Annotated in this window: 2 protein-coding genes; both read right to left on the reverse strand. The window is 58.3% G+C overall.

What is annotated here, in order from left to right; genetic code table 11:
• A partial coding sequence (locus VGI36_20370) for an ABC transporter permease (GenBank protein ID HEY2487506.1) occupies positions 1–810 on the reverse strand: 810 nt, incomplete at its 3' end.
• Positions 811–812: 2 nt separating this feature from the next.
• Complete coding sequence (locus VGI36_20375) at positions 813–1,400, reverse strand: ABC transporter substrate-binding protein (GenBank protein ID HEY2487507.1); 588 nt, start codon at positions 1,398–1,400, stop codon at positions 813–815.
• Positions 1,401–1,551: the final 151 nt, after the last annotated feature.

A 1,551-nucleotide genomic window follows, 5' to 3' on the forward strand; every position in this document is an offset into this window, starting at 1 on the left:
GATGGCGGCGAAACAGGTCATCGACGCAACCGTCGCTGTCGCCACGACGATCATCGCAATCGGTGAATGGCCAAGGCTCAGCCCATAGACGAAATGACCGAACAGCAGGAGCAACAGCAATTGCGCCGTTCCCACAATCAAGCGTGCCAGGAGTTTTCCTCCCAGAAGCGAAGCGGGAGCTATCGGCGCAATCGAAAGACGCCGGCTCGTGTTCCATATTTCTTCCTCGCGCAATGCCAGCGACACGCTGAAGATCAAAGTCAGCAGAACGAACATCAGGCTGAAACCCGGGATGTTCTGCTCCAGCGCAGAGAACGATAAGTAATTGCCGGTGATGCTTCGCTCGCGCACCGTCAATAGCTCCTGGCTGAAGGGATCGCCGAGCGACGCGGTCTCGCGATCAGCAAGCAGCATCACTACTTTGACCGCGTCGAGCGCCTGCCATTGACCAGGATCGGTCAAGAGTTCGACGGTGGTGGGCTTCTCCGCAAGGTAGCGCTTGCTGAGTTCGGGCGGCAGAATGAGCGCGGCGGGAGCGTCGTTGGTTTCGGCGACTAAACGATGCGCTGTTTCGCGCGAGACCACGCGCACATCGAGATGTTCGCGGAACGCCCGGATCAGAGCAGTCGCGACGGGACCCTGGTCCTCATTGACCACGGGAAAGACGATGCCTTTCGTGCCGTCGCCGGATTGGGTGGCAGTGGCCACGAGCATTATGACGACAATCGGCACGATCATTAGGGCTACCAGCCCGAAATGGTCGCGGCTGATCAGCCGGAGATCCTTGAGCATCACGGCCAGCGTCTTCATGCCTATGCCTCGCCGCCGCTATTGCCATATTTGCGGCGCATCAGCGTGAGTAGGTCGTCGACGCTCATTCGGGACAGAAGATCGTTGAGTTGGCTGCCGAGGTTGGCGGTCAGGCTCACGTCCTCGACCGCGATCGCGGCAACCATCCAGTTATCGCCCGAAGGAATCAACCAGTATTTGACGTCGAACTGATCGCGTGGCGTGACGATTTTGGTGTCGACTATTGCGCCATAACCAGTGGATTGTTGGCCGGCATAAACGAAGTCAGGATTCTCGAAAAGCAGCAACTTCTGCACGTATGTCCGCTGGAGAAGCTCTCTGAAAAGGGCAAGGAACTCCTTCTGCTGAGCGGGTGTGAAGTTCGACCAATGTTGTCCGAGCGCTTCGCGTCCCATCGCATCGCTGTCGAGAAATTTTCCGAACAGGACTGAAAGTGCCGCCAGCTTCTCGTCGTGGGTCTGACTGCCGGCGACTATCACGCGCGCCTGCTCCAGAATCGTGCGCGTGTAATCGAGCGGAGTCGTCGCCGCGCGTGCTGGTGCGGCCACCAGCAGCAACAGAGCTACGACGATGGGTAGTCTTCGTATCACTCATGCACCAGACTGCCGGTTAAGTAGAGGAAAAGATTTTCAAGGCTGATCGGCGCAATCCTGATCCGGGCGGATTTGTCGCGGCCGATGATCTTCTGCAGCGGCTCAAGGAAATCCGCCGCGCGCTTTACAAACAGCCGCACCAGCCCGT

It is taken from the genome of Candidatus Binataceae bacterium (assembly GCA_036495685.1).
Classification (GTDB): Bacteria; Desulfobacterota; Binatia; order Binatales; family Binataceae; genus JAFAHS01.